This is a genomic window from Janibacter sp. RAF52 (genome assembly GCF_052114035.1).
In the GTDB taxonomy this organism is placed as follows: domain Bacteria; phylum Actinomycetota; class Actinomycetes; order Actinomycetales; family Dermatophilaceae; genus Janibacter; species Janibacter hoylei.
Map to the genome: position 1 here is coordinate 46,451 of NZ_JBFRDY010000003.1, position 24,892 is coordinate 71,342.

The 24,892-nt window shown below is 69.1% G+C and carries 22 protein-coding genes and 6 tRNA genes; 16 read left to right on the forward strand and 12 right to left on the reverse strand.

Annotated elements, in window-relative coordinates:
• Nucleotides 1-55 precede the first annotated feature (55 nt).
• A complete protein-coding gene (locus AB4Y78_RS04660; RefSeq protein ID WP_441713095.1) occupies nt 56-1,138 on the forward strand; it encodes a DNA polymerase domain-containing protein in 1,083 nt (360 codons plus the stop codon).
• Here AB4Y78_RS04660 and AB4Y78_RS04665 read toward each other — a convergent pair.
• Entirely contained in the window at nt 1,135-2,193 is a 1,059-nt protein-coding gene (locus tag AB4Y78_RS04665) for an ATP-dependent DNA ligase (protein ID WP_441713096.1), read from the reverse strand. The two genes, AB4Y78_RS04660 and AB4Y78_RS04665, sit on opposite strands and share 4 nt — an antisense overlap.
• Nucleotides 2,194-2,254: 61 nt before the next feature.
• On the opposite strand from AB4Y78_RS04665, the gene AB4Y78_RS04670 reads away from it, so the two are divergent.
• Nucleotides 2,255-3,400: an alpha/beta hydrolase family protein gene (locus AB4Y78_RS04670; protein WP_007925066.1), complete on the forward strand. Its 1,146-nt coding sequence runs from the start codon at nt 2,255-2,257 to the stop codon at nt 3,398-3,400.
• Between the two features lie 7 nt (nt 3,401-3,407).
• On the opposite strand, the gene AB4Y78_RS04675 is transcribed toward AB4Y78_RS04670, so the two are convergent.
• The gene (locus AB4Y78_RS04675; protein WP_441713097.1) at nt 3,408-4,082 is read right to left on the reverse strand and encodes a dihydrofolate reductase family protein; all 675 of its coding nucleotides are present in this window, start codon (nt 4,080-4,082) and stop codon (nt 3,408-3,410) included.
• Between the two features lie 47 nt (nt 4,083-4,129).
• On the opposite strand from AB4Y78_RS04675, the gene AB4Y78_RS04680 reads away from it, so the two are divergent.
• Nucleotides 4,130-5,008 carry a polyphosphate kinase 2 family protein gene (locus AB4Y78_RS04680; RefSeq protein WP_441713098.1) on the forward strand — a complete coding sequence of 293 codons (879 nt, stop codon included), beginning with the start codon at nt 4,130-4,132 and terminating at the stop codon, nt 5,006-5,008.
• Between the two features lie 106 nt (nt 5,009-5,114).
• Here the strand turns inward: AB4Y78_RS04680 and AB4Y78_RS04685 are convergent, their stop codons facing one another.
• On the reverse strand, nt 5,115-6,788 hold the full coding sequence (locus AB4Y78_RS04685; RefSeq protein ID WP_441713099.1) for an acyl-CoA dehydrogenase family protein: 1,674 nt from the start codon (nt 6,786-6,788) through the stop codon (nt 5,115-5,117).
• Nucleotides 6,789-6,908: 120 nt separating this feature from the next.
• On the opposite strand from AB4Y78_RS04685, the gene AB4Y78_RS04690 reads away from it, so the two are divergent.
• The 6 genes from AB4Y78_RS04690 (at nt 6,909) to AB4Y78_RS04715 (ending at nt 8,199) form a co-directional block, all read left to right on the forward strand.
• Nucleotides 6,909-6,981: transfer RNA gene (locus AB4Y78_RS04690), tRNA-Gly, on the forward strand.
• 31 nt (nt 6,982-7,012) lie between these two features.
• A tRNA-Val gene (locus AB4Y78_RS04695) sits at nt 7,013-7,084 on the forward strand.
• A 207-nt stretch (nt 7,085-7,291) separates the two neighbouring features.
• Nucleotides 7,292-7,364, forward strand: a tRNA-Gly gene (locus tag AB4Y78_RS04700).
• A gap of 25 nt (nt 7,365-7,389) precedes the next feature.
• Nucleotides 7,390-7,460: transfer RNA gene (locus tag AB4Y78_RS04705), tRNA-Cys, on the forward strand.
• Between the two features lie 27 nt (nt 7,461-7,487).
• Nucleotides 7,488-7,559 (forward strand) — tRNA-Val (locus AB4Y78_RS04710).
• 103 nt (nt 7,560-7,662) lie between these two features.
• Nucleotides 7,663-8,199 (forward strand): PH domain-containing protein, encoded by a 537-nt coding sequence (locus AB4Y78_RS04715; RefSeq protein ID WP_306512931.1) that lies wholly within the window; start codon nt 7,663-7,665, stop codon nt 8,197-8,199.
• 25 nt (nt 8,200-8,224) lie between these two features.
• Here AB4Y78_RS04715 and AB4Y78_RS04720 read toward each other — a convergent pair whose 3' ends face one another.
• On the reverse strand, nt 8,225-10,438 hold the full coding sequence (locus AB4Y78_RS04720; protein WP_441713100.1) for an MMPL family transporter: 2,214 nt from the start codon (nt 10,436-10,438) through the stop codon (nt 8,225-8,227).
• A 194-nt stretch (nt 10,439-10,632) separates the two neighbouring features.
• Here AB4Y78_RS04720 and AB4Y78_RS04725 point away from each other — a divergent pair, with 194 nt between their 5' ends.
• Together AB4Y78_RS04725 and AB4Y78_RS04730 are read left to right on the forward strand one after the other, a co-directional pair.
• Nucleotides 10,633-11,997 (forward strand): condensation domain-containing protein, encoded by a 1,365-nt coding sequence (locus AB4Y78_RS04725; RefSeq protein ID WP_441713101.1) that lies wholly within the window; start codon nt 10,633-10,635, stop codon nt 11,995-11,997.
• Complete coding sequence (locus AB4Y78_RS04730; protein ID WP_441736895.1) at nt 11,994-13,385, forward strand: condensation domain-containing protein; 1,392 nt, start codon at nt 11,994-11,996, stop codon at nt 13,383-13,385. Before AB4Y78_RS04725 ends, AB4Y78_RS04730 begins: the two co-directional genes overlap by 4 nt.
• A gap of 24 nt (nt 13,386-13,409) precedes the next feature.
• On the opposite strand, the gene AB4Y78_RS04735 is transcribed toward AB4Y78_RS04730, so the two are convergent.
• On the reverse strand, nt 13,410-14,264 hold the full coding sequence (locus tag AB4Y78_RS04735) for a helix-turn-helix domain-containing protein (RefSeq protein ID WP_441713103.1): 855 nt from the start codon (nt 14,262-14,264) through the stop codon (nt 13,410-13,412).
• 220 nt (nt 14,265-14,484) lie between these two features.
• Between AB4Y78_RS04735 and AB4Y78_RS04740 the strand changes: the two genes are divergently transcribed.
• From AB4Y78_RS04740 to AB4Y78_RS04760, 5 genes are all read left to right on the forward strand, one after another.
• Entirely contained in the window at nt 14,485-14,877 is a 393-nt protein-coding gene (locus tag AB4Y78_RS04740) for an MmcQ/YjbR family DNA-binding protein (protein ID WP_441713104.1), read from the forward strand.
• A 19-nt stretch (nt 14,878-14,896) separates the two neighbouring features.
• Nucleotides 14,897-15,919: a chorismate-binding protein gene (locus AB4Y78_RS04745; RefSeq protein WP_441713105.1), complete on the forward strand. Its 1,023-nt coding sequence runs from the start codon at nt 14,897-14,899 to the stop codon at nt 15,917-15,919.
• The gene (locus tag AB4Y78_RS04750) at nt 15,916-16,764 is read left to right on the forward strand and encodes an aminotransferase class IV (RefSeq protein ID WP_441713106.1); all 849 of its coding nucleotides are present in this window, start codon (nt 15,916-15,918) and stop codon (nt 16,762-16,764) included. The genes AB4Y78_RS04745 and AB4Y78_RS04750 overlap by 4 nt, the downstream gene beginning before the upstream one ends.
• A gap of 26 nt (nt 16,765-16,790) precedes the next feature.
• Nucleotides 16,791-17,342 (forward strand): PGPGW domain-containing protein, encoded by a 552-nt coding sequence (locus tag AB4Y78_RS04755; RefSeq protein ID WP_441713107.1) that lies wholly within the window; start codon nt 16,791-16,793, stop codon nt 17,340-17,342.
• 200 nt (nt 17,343-17,542) lie between these two features.
• A tRNA-Val gene (locus AB4Y78_RS04760) sits at nt 17,543-17,619 on the forward strand.
• Here AB4Y78_RS04760 and AB4Y78_RS04765 read toward each other — a convergent pair.
• The 7 genes from AB4Y78_RS04765 to AB4Y78_RS04795 form a co-directional block, all read right to left on the reverse strand.
• Nucleotides 17,576-19,330, reverse strand: coding sequence for a recombinase family protein (locus tag AB4Y78_RS04765; RefSeq protein ID WP_441713262.1), 1,755 nt, complete (start codon nt 19,328-19,330; stop codon nt 17,576-17,578). The two genes, AB4Y78_RS04760 and AB4Y78_RS04765, sit on opposite strands and share 44 nt — an antisense overlap.
• Entirely contained in the window at nt 19,327-19,680 is a 354-nt protein-coding gene (locus AB4Y78_RS04770) for an ImmA/IrrE family metallo-endopeptidase (protein ID WP_441713108.1), read from the reverse strand. The genes AB4Y78_RS04765 and AB4Y78_RS04770 overlap by 4 nt, the downstream gene beginning before the upstream one ends.
• Before the next feature lie 119 nt (nt 19,681-19,799).
• Nucleotides 19,800-20,198: a helix-turn-helix domain-containing protein gene (locus AB4Y78_RS04775; protein ID WP_441713109.1), complete on the reverse strand. Its 399-nt coding sequence runs from the start codon at nt 20,196-20,198 to the stop codon at nt 19,800-19,802.
• Nucleotides 20,199-20,317: 119 nt separating this feature from the next.
• Nucleotides 20,318-21,010, reverse strand: a complete 693-nt coding sequence (locus AB4Y78_RS04780) for a hypothetical protein (RefSeq protein WP_441713110.1) — start codon at nt 21,008-21,010, stop codon at nt 20,318-20,320.
• Nucleotides 21,003-21,314, reverse strand: a complete 312-nt coding sequence (locus tag AB4Y78_RS04785) for a hypothetical protein (RefSeq protein ID WP_441713111.1) — start codon at nt 21,312-21,314, stop codon at nt 21,003-21,005. Before AB4Y78_RS04785 ends, AB4Y78_RS04780 begins: the two co-directional genes overlap by 8 nt.
• Nucleotides 21,304-22,179, reverse strand: a complete 876-nt coding sequence (locus tag AB4Y78_RS04790; RefSeq protein ID WP_441713112.1) for a replication-relaxation family protein — start codon at nt 22,177-22,179, stop codon at nt 21,304-21,306. The genes AB4Y78_RS04785 and AB4Y78_RS04790 overlap by 11 nt, the downstream gene beginning before the upstream one ends.
• A 214-nt stretch (nt 22,180-22,393) precedes the next feature.
• The gene (locus AB4Y78_RS04795) at nt 22,394-24,562 is read right to left on the reverse strand and encodes a type IV secretory system conjugative DNA transfer family protein (protein ID WP_441713113.1); all 2,169 of its coding nucleotides are present in this window, start codon (nt 24,560-24,562) and stop codon (nt 22,394-22,396) included.
• Between the last annotated feature and the right edge of the window lie 330 nt (nt 24,563-24,892).

Below are 24,892 nucleotides of genomic sequence, written 5' to 3' on the forward strand. Positions count from 1 at the left end.
GACGAAGGGAGCCGAGCCGCCCCCCTTCGTCGGTGGCAGCCCATACGCTGACCGCATGGCCAAGACCCCCGCCGTGATGGTGCCCGCCGGTGACCGCGAGGTCCGCGTCTCCAGCCCCGACCGGGTCATCTACGAGGCGACCGAGCGCGCCCCGGTGATCACCAAACTGCAGGTGTGCGAGTACTACGCCGCGGTCGGCGAGGCGATGATGCGGCAGATCGGCGAGCGGCCCACGGCGATGGAGCGCTGGCCCGACGGCTGGCGCGAGGGGATGCGGCTGGCGGTCGGCCCGCGTGACAAGGACGCCGACGGCTTCTACCAGAAGCGGCTGCCCCGGGGCGCACCCGAATGGGTCGAGACCGTGGGCATCACCTTCCCGAGCGGGCGCGGTGCCGAGGAGCTGTGCCCGACCGAGCCGGCGGCCCTAGTCTGGGCGGCGCAGATGGGCACGCTGACCTTCCACCCGTGGCCGGTGCGCCGACCGGACGTCGACCACCCCGACGAGCTGCGCATCGACCTCGACCCGCAGCCGGGCACGAGCTTCGCCGACGCGCAGCGCGTCGCCGGAGTCGCACGCGAGTTCCTCGAGGACCTCGGCATGCGGGGCTACCCGAAGACGAGCGGCAACCGCGGCATCCACGTCTACGTGCGCATCGAGCCGCGCTGGTCCTTCGAGGAACTGCGGCACGCGGCGATCGGCTTCGGTCGCGAGCTCGAGCGGCGTGACGACGGGGTGACGACGGCCTGGTGGAAGGAGGAGCGCGGCGAGCGAATCTTCGTCGACTTCAACCAGAACAACCGGGACCGCACCATCGCCGGTGCGTGGAGCCTGCGCGCCCGCCCGGGTGCACCGGTGAGCACGCCGATGACGTGGGAGCAGCTCGCGCAGGTCACCGACCCGGCCGAGTGCAACCTCACGACGGTGCTCGACCACCTCGCCGACGGCGACCCGTGGGCCGACATGGACGAGACGGCCCACTCCCTCGAGCCGCTCCTGGAGCTGTGGGAGACCCTGCCCGGCGGCGAGCTGAACTTCCCGCCCGACTATCCGAAGATGCCCGGCGAACCGCCCCGCGTGCAGCCGAGCAAGAAGGTCGCCGAGCACTGGGACGAGGAGGGCAACCGCGTCGACGGCTAGTCGAGCACCTCACCGAGGTCGTAGGCCGCGGCCCGGTCGATCTGGTCGAGCGTGCACGACTCCGGGTCACGGTCGGGGCGCCAGCGCAGGAACTGCACCGTGTGCCGGAAGCGCCAGCCCTCGAGCTGGTCGAAGGCGACCTCGACGACCCGCTCCGGCCGCAGGGGCACGAAGCTCACGTCCTTGCTCGAGCTGAAGCGCGACCGGTCGGTCTCGGCGTGCTCGACGTTGCCGTCGGCGTCGCGACGCACGAGCGGCTCGAGCTCGTCGAGGAGCTCGAGGCGACGCTTCGCGGTGAAGGCGGCGATGCCCCCGACGTTGAAGAGTTGCCCGTCCTGGTACAGCCCGAGCAGGAGCGAGCCGACACCCTGACCGGACTTGTGCACGCGATATCCGGTGACGACGGCCTCGGCGGTTCGCTTGTGCTTGATCTTGAGCATCGTGCGCTTGCCGGGGGAGTAGGGCGAGGCGAGGGCCTTCGCGACGACCCCGTCGAGCCCGGCGCCCTCGAAGCGGGTGAACCAGTCGCGGGCCTCGGTGGCATCGCGGGTGACCCGCGTGAGGTGCAGCGGTGCTCCCTTCGCCATGCCCTCGAAGAGCGTCTCGAGCCGCTCCCTCCGCTCGACGAAGGGAGCGCCCGTCACGTCCTCGTCGCCGACGGCGAGCAGGTCGAAGGCGATGAACTCGGCCGGCGTCTCCTGCGAGAGCTTGGTGATCCGCGACTCGGCGGGATGGATGCGCTGCCCGAGGGCCTCCCAGTCGAGGCGCTGGGCGCCCGGCTCGCCACTGCGCACGACCACCTCGCCGTCGACGACGGCGCTGCCCGGCAGGTGCTCGACGATCGCTGCCACCAGCTCGGGGAAGTAGCGGGTCAGCGGCTTCTTGCCGCGGCTGACGAGCTCGACGTCGTCGCCCTCCTTGCGCACGATGCACCGGAAGCCGTCCCACTTGGGCTCGTAGGAGTAGCCGCCCTCCACGGCATCCGGCGCAGGCACATCCGTGACGGCCTTGGCGAGCATCGGGTCGAGCACGAGGTCAGCGGGAAGTGGTGTCACTCACCACATTCTGCCCGCGAGCCACGACATTTGAGACGATGACGCCGTGACTCAACGGACGGTGGCCGAGCGGGCCCTGACCTACGGCGCGGTCGCCGCGGGATCCGCCCTCATGGGCGCCGGTTCCGTGTGGGTCGGGGCGGGCACGTACTTCGCGCGCAAGGTGCTCACCCCGGACCTCGTCCGCCCCGACGACACCCGGATCCACGTCATCCACTCCGACAGCGTGACCCTCTCCGGCACCCCCGACCTGCTCGTCCCCGGCCGCTACGGACTGTGGCTGGACGGCGGTCGCGGCCACGCCCGCATCGGTGGGGTCCTCGAGGTCGACCACCGCCGGCAGCGGGTGCGTCGCGAGCTCCTCGGCGTCGACGAAGGCGTGCTGCAACCCGGGACGGCCCGCTTCAACGGCTACTACTACGGCCGCGACCCTCAGGCCGACCTCGGCCTCGAGACCCAGGACGTCGTCGTGCCCGCGGAGCTCGGGCCGATGCCCGCGTGGGTCGTGCCCGGTGGCAGCGGCGAGCGCTGGGCCGTCCTCGTCCACGGGCGCGGTGCGCGCCGGCACGAGACGCTGCGTGCCATCCCGGCGCTGCACGCCGCCGGCCTGACCTGCCTCGTCCCGAGCTATCGCAACGACGGAGACGCCCCGCGCGGCCCCGACGGCCGCTACAACCTCGGTCTGTCGGAGTGGCGCGACATCGAGGACGCGATCGCCCTCGCGCTGGCCCGCGGCGCCCAGGAGATCGTCCTCGTCGGCTGGTCGATGGGTGGGGCGATCGTCCTGCAGTTCCTCGACCGGTCACCGCTGGCCGCCGAGGTCTCCCGCGCGGTGCTCGACGGGCCGGTCGTCGACTGGGGCGACGTGCTGCGCCACCACGCGGCCCTGCACCGCGTCCCCGCGCCCGTCGGCCACCTGGGGAGCGCCCTCATGGGACAGCACTGGGCCAAGCGCCTCGTCGGGGTTTCCGAGAGCGTCGACGTCGCCCGGACCAACTGGGTCAAGCGGGCCGACGAGCTCTCCCACCCGATGCTGCTCATCCACTCGCGCGACGACGAGTTCGTCCCCGTGGGCCCGAGCGAGGCCCTGGCCGCGGCCCGGCCCGACCTCGTGACCTTCGAGCCCTGGTCGTTGGCGCGCCACTGCAAGGAGTGGAATGTCGACCCGCGGCGGTGGGACGCGGCAGTCGCGGACTTCGTCCGGTAGCTGCCGCTCAGACCAGGCGCCACAGCCCGAGCAGGGTGCCGTCCTCCTCGAGCAGGTGGCGGCACCGCAGGGTGCGGTCGACGGCGGCACCGTCGAGGATGCGCGGGTGGTCGGTGCGGAGCCCACCGACGAGGTGCGGCGTCCACGACAGGGCGAGCTCGTCGACGAGGCCCTCCGTGACCAGGTCTGCGGCGAGAGAGGGTCCCCCTTCGCAGAGCACGTGCGGACCGAAGGCGGTGCGAGCCCGCTCGACGACCGCACCCAGGTCGACCTCCGCGTCGCCGCAGACCCAGGTGGTCTCGTCCTCGGTGGCCCCCGACGACCGGGTCGTCGCGAGGACCACGGAGTCCGTGCCACGGACGGTCTCCGGCCGACGGCCGCTCCTGGAGACGACGACCATCGGCGTGCGTGCCGGCCCGTACTCCTCCGCGCGGACCGTGCCCGCGCCGACGAGCAGGACATCGGCCGCCCGGCGCATGGCCGCGAAGCCACGGTGGTCGGCGGCCGAGTTGATCGACCCGGAGAGGCCGTCGGCGCCCGTCGCCGCACCGTCGAGCGTGGCCACGAAGTTGAGCCGGAGCACCGGGTCGCTCGTGGCGTAGAGCCGATCGGTGCCCGACTCGTCGAGCTCCTCACCCGGCACCACGTCGAAGGGGGCGTCGTCGGCCATGAGAACCCGCATGCGCTCAAGTCTGCCGCACGACCCGCCCGGCTGACATGATGCGCAGCATGGCCAAGGACAAGAAGTCGGGCAAGAAGGCGACCTCGGGGTCGGCGACCCCTTTCGGCGACGCGCTGCGCGCCGGGCCGGGGACGGACCTGGCGTCGATCGACACGCGGAGCACCCCGGGCTTCGACGGGGACAAGGCCGCCGGTCAGGAGGCCCTCTCGGCCCTGGCCGGCGAGGTGTCGGACCTGCAGGAGCGACTCTTCGCCGAGTCGCGCGTCGGCGGTCAGCGCAGCGTGCTGCTCGTCGTGCAGGGCATGGACACGGCGGGCAAGGGCGGCATCATGCGCCACGTCGTGGGCGCGGTCGACCCGCAGGGTGTCGACATCACGAGCTTCAAGGCGCCGACGGCTGAGGAAAAGAAGCACCCCTTCCTCTGGCGCATCCGCAAGGCGCTGCCCGAGCCGGGGATGATCGGCGTCTTCGACCGCAGCCACTACGAGGACGTGCTCATCGTGCGCGTCCACGACCTCGTCCCACGCGCCCAGTGGAGCCGCCGCTACGGGCAGATCAACACCTTCGAGGAGAGCGTCGCCGACAAGCAGACGACGATCATCAAGGTCATGCTGCACATCAGCAAGGACGAGCAGAAGGAGCGGCTCACCGAGCGGCTCGAGCGCCCCGACAAGCACTGGAAGTTCAACCCCGGCGACATCGACGAGCGCGAGCACTGGGACGCCTACCAGGAGGCCTACCAAGCCGTCATCGACAAGTGCTCGACCGATGTCGCGCCCTGGTACGTCGTGCCGGCCGACCGCAAGTGGTTTGCCCGTCTGGCCGTGATGCAGCTGCTCAAGGAGCACCTCGTGCAGCTCGACCCGCAGTGGCCGAAGGCCGACTTCGACGTCGCCGCCGAGCTGGCCCGGCTCAAGAAGTCCTGACCGCCCCCCTCCGTATTTCCCTAGGGAAATACGGAGGGAGTGCGTATTTCCCTAGGGAAATGACCGCCTGAGCTGACATTTGCCTAGGGAAATGCGCAGGTGCGGGTCAGGCGGTGGCCGTGGCGCGGTCGACGGCGGTGGCGCCCGCCAGCGTCACGAGGCCGGTGTCGAGGGTGCCGAAGCTCTCTCCCTTCGCCCGGCCGAGCCGGGACTCGACGAAGGCCTCGGCCAGGTCGGCGGGGGAGTGCAGCACCATGAGGCTGCCCTGGAGGGTCAGGGCCAGTCGCTCGACGAGCCGGCGGGCGCCGGTGGCGACTTCGACGCCGTCGAGTGCGCCGAGCCCGGCGCAGTCGCGCTCCACCTCGTCGAGCGCCGTGTCGAGGGTCGTCAGCCGGCCGCGGGCGACGGAGGCCTCCTTGAGCAGCGCCATGAGCGACGCCGGCTCGCGACCGATCGCGCGGAGCACGTCGAGCGCGTTGACATTGCCCGAGCCCTCCCAGATCGAGTTGAGCGGCGCCTGCCGGTAGAGCCGGGCCATGCCGTTCTCCTCGACGTAGCCATTGCCCCCGAGGCACTCCAGCGCCTCCGCGACGAAGGGAGAGGTCCGCTTGCAGACCCAGTACTTGCCGACGGCCACGCCGAGGCGGGTCAGCTCGGTCTCGCCCTCGTCGACGGCGTGGGCCAGGCGCATCCCGAGCAGGGACGCCGCCTCCGACTCGAGCGCCAGGTCAGTGAGGACGTTGCGCATGAGCGGCTGGTCGACGAGCAGCGCGCCGAAGGCACGACGGTGGCGCGTGTGGTGGACCGCTCGCGTCAGCGCCGCCCGCATCGTGCCGGCCGACCCGAGCACGCAGTCGAGCCGGGTGGCCGAGACCATGTCGATGATCGTGCGGACCCCGCGACCCTCCTCGCCGACGAGCGATCCCCACGTCCCGTCGAGCTCGATCTCGGAGGAGGCATTGGAGCGATCGCCGAGCTTGTCCTTGAGCCGCTGCAGGGCGAAGGGGTTGCGCGTCCCGTCCTCGAGGACCCGCGGGACCAGGAAGCAGCTCGGCGGCGCGTCCTCGGCGGTCTTGGCCAGGACGAGGAAGACATCGCTCATCGGGGCGGAGCAAAACCATTTGTGCCCGGTGAGCCGGTAGGTGTCGCCGGTGAGCGGACCGCCGGGGGTGCGGACGGCTAGCGTGGAGTTGGCCCGCACGTCCGACCCGCCCTGCTTCTCCGTCATCCCCATGCCGGCGATCGCCCCGGCCTTGGTCCCGACCTCGCGCAGCTCGAAGTCGTAGTCGCGGGAGGCGAGCTTGGGGGTCCAGCGCTCGGCGAGCTCGGGCGAGTGGCGAAGGGCGGGGACCGCCGCGTTGGTCATGGTGATCGGGCAGATGTGCCCCGGCTCGACCTGGCTCCACGTGAGGAAGCCCGCGGCGCGGGTGACGTGCGCGCCGCTGCCCTGCGGCCGCGTCCACGGCACGGCCGTGAGGCCGGCCGACGTCGCGTGCCCCATGAGGTCGTGCCAGGCGGGGTCGAACTCGACCTCGTCGATGCGGTGGCCCCAGCGGTCGTGCGTCACGAGGCGGGGGGTGTTGCGATGCGCGCGGTCAGCCAGTTCGGCGGCCCCCGCCGACCCGGCGAGCCGGCCTAGCGCGGCCAGGTCGCTCGTGGCACCGGCGAGGTGCTCCGAGGGGACCCAGCGCTCGACACCTTGTGCGACAACCGGATCGCTCGTGAAGACGTCGTGACCCCCGTAGAGCGGGACCTGGTTGGTGACCTCGTGCGTCGGCATGTCCGCACGATACGGCCAGCCGCGGACGGGGTGACAGCAGCCTTCACCTTCGGTTTGGAATCTGGCCACGCTCTGGGCTACTCTCGCTCAGCGCGGTCAGCAGCGATGCCGACCGCGAGTGCGGATGTAGCTCAGTTGGTAGAGCGCAACCTTGCCAAGGTTGAGGTCGCCGGTTCGAGCCCGGTCATCCGCTCTGACAGCGCCACCCCGGTGGCGCCGTCCACGGGCGATTGGCGCAGCGGTAGCGCGCTTCCTTGACACGGAAGAGGTCACTGGTTCAAACCCAGTATCGCCCACGGGACAGGCCCCGATCTGCTCAAGCGGATCGGGGCCTTCCACGTCCTCGGACATGTCCTGCCCGCTCGCCGAGGCGGGCGGGCGCCCCCTTCGCGCCCGGCAACCCGCGACACGGCACGCCGGGGTGAGCCGGTTGGGAGAGTTGGGCGTCCATGGGTTAATGTTTCTCCTCGTGCCCCGCGTTACAACGCGACCTGGCGGGGCGTGCGGATGTAGCTCAGTTGGTAGAGCGCAACCTTGCCAAGGTTGAGGTCGCCGGTTCGAGCCCGGTCATCCGCTCAGAAGGTTGAAAACCACCTTCGGTGGTGGAGTGGCCGAGAGGCGAGGCAACGGCCTGCAAAGCCGTCTACACGGGTTCAAATCCCGTCTCCACCTCGACCATGCAGTCACCTGCATGCACCCGGGCGATTGGCGCAGCGGTAGCGCGCTTCCTTGACACGGAAGAGGTCACTGGTTCAAACCCAGTATCGCCCACCGAGAGTCCCTGCCCGCTGGCGCGGCCAGGGACTTCGTGTTTCCCGAAGCATGCCCGGTCCGCTGGCGCGGCCCCGCCCCGCCACGGTGGCAGGATGCAGGCATGGCCCTCAAGGACAAGCACCTCGCCGACGGCGAGGAGATCCGGCTCGACCTGCGCACCCACGGGAAGGCCCTCGTGGGGCCGCTCCTGCTCCTGGTCGTCCTCGTCGCCGCGGTCGTCGCCGTCGCGGTGCTCACCCGGGACAGCGACCAGAGCACGTGGATCCTGCTCGCCGTCGCCGTGATCGCCCTCGTGCTCGCCGTCCCCGGTGTCCTGCTGCCTGCGTGGCGGTGGAACTCGACGCGCTACGTCTTCACCAACCGCCGGGTGAGCAACCGCTACGGCCTGCTGACGAAGAAGGGCCGCGACATCCCGCTCTACCGGATCAACGACGTGGCCATCGAGAAGGGGCCGCTCGACCGCGTCCTCGGCTGCGGCACGCTCGTCATCTCCGATGCGACCGACAAGGCGGGGATGGAGCTGCACGACGTGCCGCGGGTCGAGGACGTCCAGGTCGAGCTGCAGAACCTGCTCTTCGCCGCCGATGACGGCAGCGACGACGGCGAGTGGCCGCCCACGGAGCCCCGCCGACGCTGACCGGCTGACGCCGCGGCGCGACGCGCTACTCGGTGATCCCGAACCTCGCGTGCAGGCGCTTCATCCACCGCGGCGCCCACCAGTTCCACTCGCCGAGGACCGACATGGTCGCCGGGACGAGCAGCATGCGCACGAGGGTCGCGTCGATGACGATCGCGAGCACGAGCGCGACGCCGGTCTCCTTGACCGCCAGCACCCGCGCGAGCACGAAGCCGGCGAAGACGATGCACATGAGCAGGGCCGCGCTCGTGATGATCTTCCCTGAGCGCTGCAGGCCGAGCCGGACGGCCTCGTTGGTCGGGTAGCCGCGCTCGTGCAGCTCGACGATGCGCGAGAGCAGGAAGACCTCGTAGTCCATCGACAGCCCGAAGCCGAAGGCGAGGACGAGGACGGGGATCGAGACCTCGACCGCCCCGACCGAGTCGAAGCCGAGCAGGCCCTCGAGGTGCCCGTCCTGGAAGACCCAGACGAGCACTCCGAGCGAGGCCCCGAGCGAGACGATGTTCATCAGGAGGGCCTTGATCGGGACGACGACCGACCCGGTCATGAGGAAGAGCAGGACGAAGGTCGCGAGCACGACGGTGCCGATGGCCAAGGGGGCCGAGTCGGCGATCGTGCCGGTGAAGTCGGCGAGGTCGGCCGCCTGCCCACCGACCCGGGCGTCGAAGGGGGGACGCTCCTGCTGCAGGTGGGTCACGAGGTTGCGCGTCCCCGGCCCGAGCGGACCGTCCTGCGTCCGCAGGTCGATGCTGCGGACGGTCTGACCGTCGATCTTGCCCACGGTGACCACCTCCGCTGACTCGACGCCGGGGAGGTCTCGGGAACCGCCCTTCGCCCAGGCCCGGACTTCGTCCGCGTCCGCCGTCGTCACCACGCGCAGGTCTGACGACGCGAGGAGGGGGTAGTCGCGCCCGAGGTCCTCGAAGAAGGTGCGCTGCTCGTTGTCCGCAGGGAGCAGCTCGATCCCCGAGGAGGTGACCTCCATGCGGGTGGCGGGCAGCGCCATGGCGACGAGCGCGGCGAGCACGAGCCCGACGACGAGCCACGGCGCGCGCTGCACGCCCCCGGCGAGCGAGGCGAAGGTGCCGGTGTCCGACGACCGCTCGGTGCGGCCCCGCAGCAGCCGGCGGGCCGAGAGGGCGCAGACGGCCGGGACGAGGGTGACGGCGACGAGCAGGCACAGGACGACGACCGAGACGCCGGCGGCGCCGGCCGCCCGCATGAAGGTCGAGGGGAAGAAGAGCAGGCCCGACAGCGCGATGGCCACCGTCACTGCGGAGAAGACGACGGTGCGGCCGGCGCGGTCGACGGTGCGCCCGGTGGCCTCGACGACGAGCTGACGGGAGTCCGGGCCGAGCGGCTGCCCGTCGAGCAGTTCACGCATCTCCTCGCGGAAGCGGGAGACGACGAGCAGCCCGTAGTCGATGCACAGGCCCAGGCCGAGGACGCTCACGATGTTGACGACCGTCGCGTCGAGGTCGATGACGTGGGAGAAGCCCCAGAGGGAGGCGAGCGCCCCGCCGATGGAGGCGATGGCACCGGCGATCGGGATGCCGGCCGCGAGGAACCCGCCGAAGACGAGGACCATGACGGCGAAGGAGATGGGCAGGGCCAGGCCCTCGCCGACCTTCATGTCGGTCTCGACCTGCCCGACGACCTCGTCCACGAGGTCGGCGACGCTCCCGCGCTGGCTGCTCGTGCCCTGCGACCCGAGAGCGACCTCGTCGAGCTGGACCGCGACATCGCGCCGCACCCGCGCGAGCTCCTCGTCGCTCAGGGTGCTGTCGTACTCGACGACCGTGAGGAATCCCCAGCGCTTGCCCGGCTCGTCGACGACGAGCGGCTCGGCGCGCGCGTCCTTGACCCCCTTGTCGAGCACGAGCGGGTTGACGACGGAGGAGACCCCCTCCATCTCGTGGATGCGGCGGATCGGCTCTGCCACGGCACGACGGACGAAGGGGTCGGTGGCGGGCGACCCCGAGACCATGAGCGTGTCGTTGGCGAGCTCCCCGCCACCGGCGTCGGTGAGCAGCTCGCGGGCCTCCTGGGCCTCGCCGGGGGTGGTCATGTCGCCGCTGTGCAGCCGGTCGAAGAGGCCCTCGCCCGTGACCCCACCGAGCGCGAGGGCGAAGAAGGCCGCCACGAGCGCCACCCAGGACCCGACGAAGACCCAGGGGCGCCGAGCCGTGCCGGAGCCGAGTCGGTGCAGGAGGGTCCGGCGGTCACGGTGGCTGGTCACCGGGACAGCCTGCCAGCAGGTGGCGGTGGTTGCGCGGTCGCCGCCCGATGATCTCCACCCGACCCCAGATCCGTTGTGGCGGAAGGGTGCCCGGGCGTCGCCGGGGGAGAGGTAGATCACACCGGGAGCGGTCGCGGCCTGCCTCCGCCGCTGCCACTCTTGCAGCGCACTTCACCCACCCCGACGGAGGCCGCATGATCCCCTGCACGCTGGCCGACCAGGAGCTGCTGGGTGGTGACGTCATCTGCTGGGAGCTCGACGCCACGACCCTCGAGCGCTGGAGCGAACAACCCCCCGACCCGCGCCCGGCGAGCTTCGACCAGCTCGGCCGCCTCAACGAGGACCCGGACGGCGACTCGCCCTGGTCGGCGTGGATCGGGCTCTCCGTGCTGCTCCCGGACGCGACGCCGGCGAGCATCGCCGCCACGCTCACCGCGTGGATCCGGCAGCACGAGTCCCTCCGCAGCCGACTGACCCTCGACGCCGACGGCAGCGAGCGCCGACGGACCCTCCCGCCCGAGGCGGTGGAGGTGGTGGCGACGCCCCTGGGTGAGCACGACGCGCAGGCGCTGCGCGAGCTCCTCACCACCGAGTTCCACTCCCGCTGCCGACCGGGCTCCGCGCCGGCCTTCGCGCTCTTCACGGTCGCGGTCGACGCCGGCCACGTCCTGCACGCCGCCTTCGACCACATCACCTTCGACGGGTTGTCGGCCTACGCCGGGGTGGGCGCGATCGCGGGGCTGCACACCGCGATCGTCGCCGGCGTGCACGAGCCGCGCACCTCCCCGAGCCACGTCGAGACGACGGCGCTCGAGCGGGCCGTCTCGGACGGGCTGGGTGACGACGACGCCCGGCTGCTGCCCTGGCGCGAGTTCCTGGCCGGCGGGTCGGTACCCGGCGCCCCCGCCGCCTCCGGGATCGCGCCCGACGGCCGCTACGACCACGACCTCGTGCGCCACGACATCTGCGACGGGGAGGTCGCCGCGCGGCTCGACCTGCCCTACGCGGCCGAGGGCATCCCGACGGGGATGCTCTGGACGGCCCTGCTCATGCAGGCGATGGGGGACGAGGTGCACGCCATGGTCTCCACGCACGGGCGACCATCGCCCCTGTGGAAGGAGTCGGTGGGGTGGTTTGCGGGGGTCGCTCCCTTCGCCCTGTCGATGCCCACGGGTGCCAGCACCCGTGACTGGGTCCTCGCGGCCGTGGAGGCGTGGCGGGCGTCCGCCCCCGCCGCGGCCCTCCCGCTCGGCCTCGTCCACCGCCTGCTCGACGTGCCGGTCTGCCCCCAGGTCGTCATCTCGACGATCGACGGCTCGCGCGTCGACGGCCACGAGTGGTGGCGGACGCTCGGCGCCGGGATCCAGCTCGGCGACGTCCCACCGAGCAGCCAGACCCACCTGTGGCTGACGATCCTGCCCGAGGGCGTCAGCCTCGTGACCCGGCTGCCGCTGGCGCCGGGCAGCCGGACCTGGCTCGACGGCGTCGCCGCTCGTCTCACCGCTCTCGTCGACGCCGAGAGGGCGGCCCCCTTCGCCCCGCAGGAGCTGACCGCATGATCAAGATGCAGCGCATCACCGACCGCGAGACGATCGGTGGGGAGTACCTCACCATCGTCCCCACGCCCGCCATGGAGCGCGCGATCGCCTCGGCGACGCCCGGGGACCGCGAGCCCTCCTACATGCAGGCCGCGCACCTCGACCTGCGCTCCGACACGATCGGCACCGGCGCCCAGGACGACATCTGGCTCGGCTTCACCTACCGGATCCCCGGCCGCCTCGATGCCGATGCGCTGGCGCGGACCATCACGCGGTGGGTGCGCCGGCACGGCGTCATGCGTGGGTGGTTCACCCGGGACGAGCAGCGTCCGACGGGGTGGGCACGGGTCGACCTGGCGCCGGAGGAGATCTCCTTCGAGCCACGGACCGAAGGGAGCGTCACGGCCGACGCGGCCAATGCCCGGGTGAGTGATGACTTCCGGGCGGGCTGCAACCCGCTCGGTCGCATCGGGTACTGCTTCCGGGCCGTCGTCGCCGACGACGAGACGATCCTCTACCTCGGGCTCGACCACAGCTACACCGACGGCTTCTCCTTCTTCCTCATCTTCTTCGAGCTCGACGCGATGTACCGCGAGGAGACCGGGGGCGAGGCGATCGAGCTGCCGCCGGTCGGCGACTTCATGGACTTCGCGCAGGTCGAGCGCCGGCGTCACGAGGACGTCGATCTGACCCACCCCGCGCTCGCCGCCTGGGCCGCCTTCTGGTTCGCCGGCGACGAGGAGCTCGGGCGATTTCCGCTCCCGGTGGGCGCCACCGCGGACGACCCCGCGGAGCTCGAGCGCTACCACGAGGTGCTGCTCACGGGGGAGGAGGCTGCCGGCCTCGACGCCGCCGCCGAGCGGCTCGGCGTGCGCACGACCCAGCTCGTCTACGCCGCGGTCGGACTCGCCGCGCGCGAGCTCGGCGGGGCGCAGACCCTGCGCTTCCTCAACCCGGTGCACACGCGGGACGCCCCGGAGTGGCTGCTGGCCGCCGGGTGGTTCATCAACGTCATGCCCGTGCACGTCGACGTGGCCGAGGGCGACCTCGTCGAGGTGGCCGGTCGGGTGCGCCAGTCCTTCCGCGAGGCGCGCGGTGCCTCGGCCCTGCCGGCGATGAAGGTCTACGACGTCGTCGAGCAGGCCATCGGGGCCAAGCTCTCCCAGGTCGGGGAGCGCTTCATGCTCTCGTACATGGACCTGCGCCACCTGCCCGGCGCGGCGACCTGGGGCGACGCCGACGCGGTGCTCGTCTCCCGAGGGGGTCAGGACAGCAATGTCACCGCGTGGGTCATGCGTGAGGAGTCGGCGATGCACGTGCTCGCGATCCTGCCCGACACCCCGGAGGCGACCGACGGCGTGCAGCGGCTCTTCGCGCGCGCCGGGGAGCACCTGCGCGCGTTGCGGTGACCTCGTCCCGACCGGCGCGGACGGTCACCAGGTCCAGGCGAAGCCGAAGGCCCCGGGGCCGCCGTCCTCGAGGACGAGCGAGGCGCGGTTCTGCGGGTCCAGCTCGACCTCGCCGAGCTCGACGAAGTCCGCGCCGGGCGCGCGCTCGATGCGCGTCACGGTCGCGGGCGGCACCTCGAAGTCCACGGAGACGATGACGGCGCGCGCCGTGTGCGGCGGGCCCCAGACGAAGCCGTCGGAGTCGGTGCGACCCTCGCGCGGCCCCCGGTCGACGATCTCGTACGCGTAGGCGTGCGTCTCGCCCTTCGCCAGCGTGCGGCCCAGCCCGACCTCGAAGACGGCGACATTGCTCTCGGGGAAGACCCGCCGGCTGATGAGCTCGCAGCCGAGCAGCGGGGTGAACTCGAGGTCGGTCGCCGAGGTCCCGGCGTCACCGCTCTGCACGTTGAAGACCCGGTCGAGCCCGTCGGCCACCGCGGCGATGCCGCTGTGGCAGCCGGTGTGCGTCAGGCGACGGTCCGCGGAGACGCGGGTGCGCCACACCTGGCTGATGACGCGGTAGGCGCCGAGGGCTGAGCGCGTCAGCTGCTGGATCTGCTCGAGCTCGGGCCGGCTCGGGTCCACGAGGAGCTGGTCGAGGCAGACCGGTCGGGGCGTGGACCACGCGTGCATGAACTCGGCCTGGGCCTGCGGGTCCAGACGCAGCGCGAGCGCGAGCTGCTGGAGGGTGGCGAGCTGCGGGGTGAGGATCTCGCCGCGCTCGAGCCCGCGGACGGTCCGGACGCTGACCCCGGAGGCCGTGCTCAGCTGGCCCTGGGTCAGGCGTGCGGCCAGCCGCACGCTCCGCAACCAGGCGCCACCCGTCGACGGTCGACTCATCCCGCCACCTTGCCTCACCACGGTCCCCTTCGCACGGCGATCTCGCGACAGGCACGGCGAAGGGCCGTCCTCGCCGAGGACGGCCCTTGCTCCGCGATCCCCCCGGAGCTGTCCGCGCCCACGCTAGCGGCGGTCCGTCCAGCAACACCACAGGTGACGTCAAGGTTGCCGCCGGATTGCCGGTCCGCCGGCCGGGATCCCGCGGGCGTAGCCTCGGTCCATGGCCCACCCGCTGATGTTCGACGACGACGACCCGCTGCTGCTGCGCGTGCGCGAGATCGCCCTCGGCTTCCCCGGTGCCGCCGAAAAGATCAGCCACGGTCACCCGGCCTTCTTCACGACGAAGGTCTTCGCCTACTACGGCGGCTCGATCAAGGTCGACGGCGCGTACGAGCAGCACGAGCATTCGCTCGTCGTCCTGCCCGACGAGGAGGAGGCTCGCGCCCTCCTGCAGGACCCTCGCTGCTATCGCCCCGCCTACCTCGGCTCGAGCGGCTGGGTGGGGCTCGACCTCGACGACGCCACGGACGTGCAGGAGGTCGTCGAGCTCGTCGAGATGTCGTTCCGCCGTACCGCCGGCGTCCGCGACATCGCCAGGCTCGACGCCCGCTGACACCCCCTATCCTCACCGGGTGGAGTTCGCGCACTTCGGGTCGACGACGTGGTCCGACCCCCTCGAGGTCACCCACGACCCGAGCGACCTCGAGCGCGGCTGCTGGGCCGTCGTCGTCACCTTCGAGGGTGAGCTGACGGCCGTCCGCTTCGGTCGCAGGCACGAAGGGGGAGTGCCTCCGGGTGATGCGCGCCGCTGGCCGGGCACCACCGGCTGGCGCCCGACCCTGGACAGCGGGGGCTATGTCGATGGGGTCGAGGAGATCCGGCGGCGGATCGCCGCCGGCACCGTCTACCAGGTCAACCTCACGACTCTCCTCGAGGCGCCGCTGCCGGAGGAGGCCCACCTGCCCGACCTCGCGGCGGTGCTCGCGGGGGGCAACCCCGCTCCCTTCGCCGGGGTGGTGCACGTGCCGTCCGCCGGGCTCGACGTCGTCACCGCCTCGCCGGAGCGCTACCTCACCCGTGAGGGCCCACGACTGGTCTCGAGCCCGATCAAGGGCACGGCACCGACGATCGAGGCGATGCTCACCAAGGACGTCGCCGAAAACGTCATGATCGTCGACCTGGTGCGCAACGACCTGCAGCACGTCTGCGAGCCCGGGACGGTCGCCGTCGAGCGGCTGTGCGCCCCGGAGTCGCACCCGGGCCTGGTCCACCTCGTCAGCGACGTCGTCGGGACCCTGCGCTCCGGGATGACGTGGGCCGACGTGCTGTCAGCGACTTTCCCGCCGGGGTCGGTGAGCGGCGCGCCGAAGTCGAGCGCGCTCACCGCCATCGCCGACCTCGAGACGACCCCGCGGGGACCGTACTGCGGCGCGATCGGCTGGGTCGACGCGGACCACCCCGCCGGTCCGCGCGGGGAACTCGCCGTGGGCATCCGCTCGTTCTTCGCGACGGTGGACCCCGACGGGGTCCGTCGCCTGCGGTTCGGCACCGGAGCCGGGATCACGTGGGCATCCGATCCCGCAGGGGAGTGGGCCGAGTGCGAGCTCAAGGCCGACGTCCTCGTCGGGCTGGCATCTGGAAGAGTGGTCACATGAGCAACGAGGTCAGGGTCTGGGTCAACGGCGCTCTCGTGGGGACGGACCAGCCGGCACTCGCCGCGCTGGACCACGGCATCACCGTGGGGGACGGCGCCTTCGAGACGTGCAAGATCGTCGACGGTCAGGTCTTCGCCGCCGACCGTCACCTGGCGCGGATGGACCGCACGCTGGCCGGGCTGGGCCTGCCGCCGGTCGACCGGGCACGGCTGCAGCAGGGTGTCGACGCGGTGCTCGCTGCCGGACCGACGATCGGCTTCGGCCGGCTGCGGTACACGATCACCGGGGGGCCGGGGCCGCTCGGCTCCGACCGGGGTGACCAGGGGCAGAGCTACATCGTCACCGCGGCGGAGGTGGCGCCCTATGCCGACACGACGGCCGTGGCGACCGTGCCGTGGACCCGCAACTCGCGGGCCGCGACCGCCGGGCTCAAGACGACCTCCTACGCGGACAACGTCATCGCGCTGGCCCACGCCAAGGCGAAGGGCGGCAGCGAGGCGATCTTCGCCAACGACCGTGACGAGCTGTGCGAGGGGACCGGGAGCAACATCTTCGTCGTCGTCGAGGGGGTGCTGCGCACGCCGCCGCTCGACAGCGCCTGCCTCGCGGGCATCACCCGCGAGCTGACGATCGAGTACGCCCGTGCCGCGGGCATCGACGTCGTCGAGGAGACCCTGCCGATGACCGTGCTCGAGACCGCCGATGAGGCCTTCCTCACGAGCAGCACGCGCGACGTCCAGCCGATCCACGCGATCGACGGCCGCGAGCTGCCGGCCCCTGGACCGCTCACCACCCGGGTGCGTGAGGCCTTCGCGACCGCGTCCGCAGCGGACCTCAACCCCTGAGCGCCGTGGAGACCACCATGGGGGACGTGGACATCACCGGCGAGGACGCCGGGCGGGGCAGGGACCGGCAGGGCAACCGTCGCTCCTTCCGGGACATCCGGCACGAGCAGCACGCGATCGTGCGCCAGGAGCTGCTCGACCGCTTTGGTGAGAACGGGCGGATCGACGCCCACGAGGACCCGATCCGGTGGCGGCGGACGCTGCGCACCAACCCGGTCATCGGGCCGGTCTACCGGGCCGTCATCGCGACGCTCGGCCTGCTGCTCATCATCGCCGGCATCCCCATGGTCCCGCTCGTCGGGCCGGGCTGGGCGGTGATCTTCATCGGTCTCTTCGTGTGGAGCACGGAGTTCATCTGGGCCCGCCGCGTGACCCAGTTCGTCAAGGCCGAGGTCAAGGCCTTCGAGCAGTACACGAGGGCCCTGCCGTGGAAGGCGAAGATCCCGATGCTGCTGCTCTCTGCGGCCTTCGGCTGGTTGTGCTTCTACCTGGCCTTGCTCATCACGGGTGTGCCCGGGTGGACGCCCGACGCCGTCGAAGAGCTCGTCCTGCAGGTGCCCGGTCTCCAGCCGGCCTGATCGCGCGGTCCGGCCACCATCGCTCCCTGCCGGGCAGCATCGCTCCCTGAGGAGGCCGGCCCGCGGCCGTCTCCGTTCCCTGAGGAGGCCCCCCCGCGGCCGTCTCGAAGGGACGCCGCGGGACCGATTGGCACCGAAGGGAGAGGGCCGGGTACTCTGCTCAGGTTGCCCGGCCGGGACGCTGGCTCGGGGAGCACCACGGACGTATAGCTCAGTTGGTTAGAGCGTTCGCTTCACACGCGAAAGGTCAGGGGTTCGAGTCCCTTTACGTCCACCAAAGGGTTCCTAATCGAACCCTGCACATATTTCGTGAACGTATCGCCGAGCGACGTGGGCCTTCCGGGGTCAGCGTCGCTCGTTGCGTTTTTGGCCATCACAAGTTCGCGGCTGGCATCGAGCGCTTCGGCGATCGGCGTCGGCTCGCCGGACACGAGAATTGCGTCGTCCGGGTCTTCTGACTCGGCGTCGACATCGATCCAGGTGAACCAGGCTTGGTTGTAGGTGCGGCGCAGGCCGTAGTCCAGGTCGCAGTAGGTCCGTCCCGGTGTGGTCAGTAGTTCCAGCACTCTGTCCAGCGACTGCTCGGTGTCGACACCCGCGGCCGTCATAGCCGCGAGCTCGGCCTCCATGGCCGCCAGTCGACGCGCCAGCTGCTCTTGCTTCTCCCGTGCGATGTCGCTCGGCACCGAACCCTGCATCGCCATCTCGGCCCACTTGTAACGTTCGTCCTTGATCTTCCCGATCTGTCTCTTCACGGTGGACATACTGCGATTCGACTCGTCTTGCAGCGCACGAAGATGCCCGGCCAGGCTGCTGCGAAGGTCAGGTAGAGCGGCCACAGTCCATTTGCCGTGTTCACCCGACCACAAGCCCTCGACGGCGTCTTCGATGCGATGCACGGCGATGTACGGCAGATCGCAGTCGTTGGCCTTGGTGTGCCGGCCGGAGCACATGTAGTACTCGTACTTCCCACCATGGCGTCCGGTGTTGACGCTGTACTGCATTCGCGACTTGCAGCGATGACAACGCAAGCTGCCCGCGAGGTAGTGGAGGTGTTTGCGCTCTCGGTTGCTGCCCGTCCTGTTGGCAGCGAAGCGCTCCTGTACCGCCGTGAACGTCGCCTCGTCGACCAGCGGCTCGTGCATCCCTGGGTACTCGACACCGCGGAAGGTGACGTACCCGATGTAGTACCGATTCGTCAGCATCGCGTAGACGGTGTTGCGGTTCGGCGCCTTGGCAGGGATCTTCGCAGTCGCCCGCGTGGTCAGGCCACGATCCTGCAGTAGCTCTGCCAACCGAGAGCACGTCATGTCCGGATTGCTGGCATACGTCTCGAAGGCCCAGCGGACGTGGTCGGCGCGATCCGGATCGATCTCGACGGTGCGCGACTCAGCGCCGTTGACCATCGTCCTTATGTTCAGGTACCCCATCGGGGCGCGACTCAGTGTGCCGCCGTTCTGAACCTTCTGCTCCATACCCTTGAGGACTTCGGTGGCGAGGTTGCGCGAGTAGAACTCGGCGAAGGAGCTGAAGATGCCGTGGATGAGTTGTCCCTGCGGCGTCTCGTCGACGTTTTCGACCACCGACACCAGTTGGGCCCCGGTCTCGCGGATGGCGAGGTTGATCTTGACGTCGTCGGCTCGGTTACGGGCCAGGCGGTCGATCTTGTGGACGATCACCATGTCGACTCGGTTGGTCGTCAGGAACTCCAGCATCTGTTGAAGGGCGGGGCGGTTGGAGGTCTTGCCAGATTCGCCCGCCTCGACGAACTCGTGGATGACCAAGGCATCGATGCTCTGGGCTTTGGCGGCGATGGCCTGGCGCTGGGCCGGAATGGACAGCCCCTCTGCCAGACCCCCGCGGGTGGCCTGATCTGTCGTCGACACGCGGATGTAGCTGACCGCTGTCCGCTTCGGCATCTCATCGGTAAACATGGTCGCTTCCTTCATTGACGGGGTCTGGGTCGGGTCGATAGCGGCTGCGTTCATGGCCGGTCCTCCGCGAGCACGCAGTCGGCGAAGTAGTCGGCCAACTGTTCGTAGTCGGCGTCTTGGAGGCCGTGGTGTGAGGGGTGGATCCGCAACGGGTGGTCCAGCACGTGCTTGAGTTCGTGCAGGGCAACTCGCAGCTGAGCCGCTTTGTTCAGCGCTGCTGACAAGTGGATGCGCCAGCCGTCCTTGGTCGGGAAGGCCGTACCTGCCACCGGGATGTCCGGTACTAGGTCGATCGGGATGCCGGTGACGGTGGCCAAGTCCGCGATGTCGGTGAAGCGGCCATCTCGACTCTGCAGTCGCAGGATCACGGCTTGCTGGCGGGTGCAGTGCTCAGACCACGCCATGTCGCGAACCTCTGGCGCGGACTCGACCGATCGAAGCAGAGAGAGCAGATCCGTGATTGCTGGTGGGGGTGAGGTGGTTGTCATGGATCTGCTTCCTTTCTGCCCGCTGCTCGCGGGTGCTACTGGTCTCTTAAGGTGTCCGTGTACTCGGGACCGGTGTATTCCAAGCCGTGCTTGTCGATGAGTTCCTCGATATAGCGGCTGCGTGCCTCTTTAGCGTCCTGCGCTGCCAGGATCGGTTCTACTGCCGGGTTTGTGACCAGATGGAGCACGTCGTATGGGGTGACGTATCCAGCGGCGTGGAACAAGTCCAGAATTGGGATATTGAGGGCTGTCGAAACTCCGCGCAGCGTGATCGGGGTGGGGTTGCCGTAGTAGCCTTGCTCTAGCCCGATCATTGTGTGAATGTCGATGCCGGCCCTGCGAGCGACGTCGCGGGAAGATGATCCTTGGGCCTTGCGGTGCTTTGCGACCATCTCGCCAAGTTCGGTTTTTGTGCCTCGTTTGTTAGATGACATTAAATCTCCTGTTTACATTCCCCATTTTACCTAATGTTCTGAGAATATCCAACCGAAATGGCGCATTTTACAACACTTTATGCTAATTCCGACTCTATTTAATTGCTTCTCGATTGGGGTCACTTCTCAAATAGGTAGATGCGGCCTTTGTATTTGACGATGTCCCACCGCTGGTGCGCAAGACTCAGCAGGAGCCGATCGTCGGGGCTTGCCACATGGGCAAGGCCGGTGGTCTCCAGTAGTTCCCAGACTTCATGGTCGGCTGCGACGTGCCGTGCCACGGCCTCCAGTGACTCGAACGAGGCGAAGTAGGCATCCTCGAAGGTGATGGCAGCGATCTCCCGTACAACGTCCGGTAGCTGGTAGAAGGCCTCTCGAGCCAGATCTAGGTCGCTAGGCGCATCTGCTTCGGTGGGTTCCGTCGAGCCGCGTGGCTGGCGCTCCGCTGCGACCAAGTACGTGCCGAGGCGGTTGATGATCTCGCCCACGAACTCGTCATCGGAGTACTGCTCCCACAGTTCGCCGAGTTCGTCGAACATCTTGTCGTGGTTGCCCTTGGCGGTGACTGCGAAGTGGTGCAGCCCTGAATCGGCTCCACCGATGATGTTCGCCAAGTAGCGGGCCATGACGCGAGCGCCCCAGTCGGGTACTTCGCTGTCTTCTCCGGCCTCGACGATGGCATCACCGATGACTTCGAGCAGGCTGGCTGGCTGCTCGATCGCACCCGTCAGGTCGATCTCGTCGTCCGGGAGGCGCTCGTGCTCGGGTCGTTCTGGTTGCCAACCGTTGGGGTCGAAGTCATGGCTACCCATGGCGCACCTCGACTTGGCTGTGACGGCGCAGGTAGGTATCCAGGGCGAACCACCAATGCGAAGGCAGATCGTCCATCGACGTGCGGTTCAGCTCGGTGATCGCCCCTGGCTGATCGAGGACGCCGGTGGCGGCAAAGGTTGCCAGTGCCGTCCCGGGCCCGCCGTGGATGGCCGCCGCGATCAGGCGGGCGGTCATCTTCGGAACTGGGTCGCCCAGGGGCGTGGCTGCGATAGCGCGGTCGATCAGCCTTCGGGCGGTGTGCTCGTTGTGCTCGTGTGACAGAGCGGGGATATCAGTGGTCATGGTCATCTCCTTTCAAGAGTTGGGGGTCCACCACTGGGTGGGGTTGATTGCTGATCTGGGGGTCGCGGCCTGCCAAGACGGTCGGGAGGAACTTGGCCTCGGTGACGATGCGATGGGTTTCGTCGTTGAGGTGGCGTGCGCTCCGCAGCGCCCGCTGCAAGGCGTGCTGTCGGGCTTCGTCCGGGACGACCCAGAGGACGGCAGGGAAGACATCGTTCTCGGCTTGGTAAGCGCCGGAGTTGGCGTAGCGCTCATAGATCTGCGCCTTGCGCACGATGACGCTTGGATGTTCGGTCGCCCGGTCCAGTTCGAGCAGCCAGTGGTCTTCAAAGTCGCCGTATGCGGTCACGGCTTGCAGGTCTGGCTTGAGGACTTCCATCCGTCCGTGCAGTCCGTTGAACCGTTTCCAGTTGGAAGGCTCACCGGTCAGCGAAACGGCTTCTAGCCTGCCGTCCGCCTTCGCCTCGATCAGCTGGGTGGCCAGTTCGGTGACCGCGATGCTGTGCGCGATGAAGGCCTTACGTGGCTCGACGTACCGCCGCCGCTTGTCGCCATCCACGACAGCCAGAAGCCGGTCACCTCGTGCGTCGAGCTGCCACACCATGCTGTCCGATCCGCGCCGCACCCCTCCGATCCGTTGATACAAGCGAGCGACCAGCCGATGCTTCTCGAGCCGGCGCAGGACGCGCTGACTCACTCGTAGCGCGGTCTTACGGTCGGCGAAGGTGCCTGGCTGCCCGGCGGGAAAATGCCACCGCTGCAGTTGGGTGGTCGTGGCCAGCCGGTGCGCCCGCAGGGTGCGCAGGACGGCCACGTCACGTTCGGTCAGCTGCTCGGTCAGAGTCAGGACATCTGCCGGATTCATGGCTGACCCCTGTCGACATCAGCTCTCCAGCCGTGGTCGTGCCGATGTCCGTCCCGGCGATCGTGCCGCGTGGACTCACCGTGTCCATCGTTGGCGGCTACTCGGCGACCATCCGCACCTACGGGATGGGACTGACCCGCTTTCTGCGGGTCGCTGCCGGGCGAAAGGCCCGGCGTCGTCCGGCGGCCACCGCTGGCCACCAAGGCCTGGCCGATCATGACCGCCTCCTGCGTCGGCCTACCGGTGCTTGCCCGACACCTGGAGGGCCAGCTGGCGCCATAGGTGGCGCGTGTGCGGCCTCGGAAGGAACTACCGGCACGGTGGGACGCGGGGCTGCCCATCGTGCGTGAGCGTGGGCTATGACCCGCTCCGGCCGAGTAGTTGCCTTCACTGGAGGCAGCGTTTCGACCAGCGACCATCCCGATGGTTGCCCGCTGGCCACGAGATTGGCGTAGGCCTGAAACCGTCCCAGTGAAGTGAAGTCCTCCGACGTCAGGTCCTTGCTGCCACGAGCGAAGTGGCTGGCGTCCTCGTACTCGGTGCCGAAGACGATCTTGGTGCGGGCGTTCATGTCGATGGCTGCGCGCACTTCCTTGGGGAACTGGCGAGCGAATTGTGCGGCTAGGAACCAGCCGACGCCCATCGAGCGCGAGAGTGCCAGTGCGTCTGCGATCGACGTCGGTAGGTGGAGGAAGCGGGGTGCCTCGTCGACGTAGACGAAGCCCGGTCGCCTCTCGGGGTTGCGCTCGGCTGCTCGCTCTTGGATGGCTTGCCACAGGTCGGCCACGATCAGGGAGCCGAGGAGCTCAGCCGTACCTGCGCCGATCAGGGCCTCGTTGAGCGGTACCAGCACGATGGCGTTGTCGCGCCAGATATCGCGAAGCCGGAACCGCGCTTCGGGCTGATCGAGCATCCGCATCAGGGCCGGGCGAAGTAGCAACTGGCGCAACTTGTTCAGGGGAGCGCTGACGGCTGCATGTCGAGCGGCAGGTGACTGTGACTCGTACCAGCCCCAGAACTCGGCCAGCCCGTCATCGTCCGGCAGCTGCGCCAGTACCCTCCGCCGATAGCCCGTGTCGTTGAGAAGTCGCGGGATGTCGGCGAGTGTTGCTGGGCTCCCCGAGACCTTGGCGGCACGGGCCAAGGAGCGCAGTGTGCCCGAGAAGATATCCAGAGTTCGGGGCCCGAAGCCATCTCGAAACAAGCTGCCGAACACCGACATGATCCCGTCGACGACCACGTCAGGGTCACGTCCGGTTACGTCGAGGGGGTTGAAACCGATCGGGCGATCACGCGAGACATCGAGGATCACCACATCGTCGAGACGGTCTTTCGGGATGCGTCCGAGGATGTCGTCGATCAGCTGACGCTTCGGGTCCAGGACGGCCACCGGACGGTTGGCCACGATGTCGGCCAGGATGCTGGCTAGGGCGACCGTCGACTTGCCGGAGTTGGTCGGTCCGTACGCGACCGTGTGGAGCAGAGCGTCCTTTGCTGCCACGCCGACGAGTCGGGTGTCGCCCGCTGCCAAAGATCGGGCGAAGACTCGTTCACCCGTATGGACGGCATTGGCCGGGCGTAGCGGCTTGGGGTGAAGTGCAGGAACCCCCGGGTACTCGTCGTCGCCCAATGGCCAACCCAGCAGACCGAGCAGCTCGGCGCACGCCAACTCGTGCCACTTCCGGGGATGAGCCACTCGGTGGATTGCCTCGGGTTGCTCACGAACGAAGTCCATCCAGACTCCCGTTCCTTTAGCGGTGAACAGAGCGCTGTGAAGACCGAGTGTCAACCTCCTTGTCCGAGCCGGGTCGCTGCCACGAGTGCCCACTCGCACGATGGCGTCGAACCCGGCGTCTTCGGCACGAACGCTCAGTTGTCGACGCTCGGCAGTCGAGGCTGGTGCTTGCCCGTGTACAAGTTGAGACCACCACGTCGTTGCGGGACTGACGGCCTTGGGGTGCACAGTTCGTGGTGGTCGACGTCGGCCGAGGCCAAGCTGCACGACTTGGATCTCGCCTTGGCGTAGGGGAGCGCTGACGGCTGAGAGCAATGCTCGTGACACGTCATCGGGGTTGTCGGTGCGTAGTGGCATTTGCTTGGGACGCAGGATCATTCGGCCTGCCTCGGTGACCGGTTCACGCGGTCCCGCTCCCACCAAGGTGATGCCTGGCAGGTGGTCGCGCAGCATTCGCTTAACGCCTTGGATCGCTCTGGCCGGGCAGCCGATCAGGTGCGCCACCTCCTCGTGATTCGCGCGAAGCTCGAACACAAGGTCGGGTGACCTTCGGTCGGCGGCCAGCGCCAGAAGCAGCGTCAGGACCTTTGCCTCATCTAGTGGTCGCGGGAGATGAACTCGAGACCAAACAAGTTCGTGGGTGTTCATGACGGCTCCTTTCCAAGAGGAGAACGCGTACGGGACGTCGCTGCGTCAGGGGACTGCTTTAGCGACTGGTAGTGATCGAGAGTGGCTCGCATCAAGCGTTGGTGATCGGGTTGGTCGCGCCGCACTCCACGAACAACGACTTTGAAGTTGTTTTGGCGGGATCGCTTTTGCTTTGCTCGTTTACTCATCGCGTTTCCTCCTTTCCGAGTTCTGATGGGTGAAGTCCACAGGCGTCTGCATTTGTTATTGATGATTTCGCCCAGCAGGTCAATAGGCTTTGTAAATTCAACAACGGCGGTCTTTACTGTTGATTTCGCTTGTGCTTTGGCG